Source organism: Pseudoalteromonas sp. S1609 (assembly GCF_005887255.1).
Classification (GTDB): domain Bacteria; phylum Pseudomonadota; class Gammaproteobacteria; order Enterobacterales; family Alteromonadaceae; genus Pseudoalteromonas.
In genome coordinates this window covers 1-239 of sequence record NZ_PNDJ01000308.1, presented here as the reverse complement: position 1 = coordinate 239, position 239 = coordinate 1, and the positions used below count along the sequence as shown (strand labels likewise).

General features: G+C 38.5%; 1 protein-coding gene. It reads left to right on the top strand.

The annotated features are described in order from the left end of the window. Positions 1-239: hypothetical protein (locus CWB76_RS19865; protein WP_138609788.1), on the top strand; the 239-nt coding region annotated here is incomplete at both ends.

Genomic DNA, 239 nt, shown 5'->3' with positions numbered 1-239 from the left:
CGAACAAATGCCTATGTTAATACGACAAAAGCACAGCAACACCATATTCATATAAGTGCCACTGCCGTCGCTAATGAAGACGTTATAGGTGGTTATTATGTAATTGAAATTACAGACTTATCCGAGCAAAACCGTGCTGAAAATGAGTTACGTTATTTGTCCAACTATGATGCGTTAACCGGGCTACCTAATAGTAGCTTAATGATTCAAAAAATTGACAATGCCATCACAAACGCCTC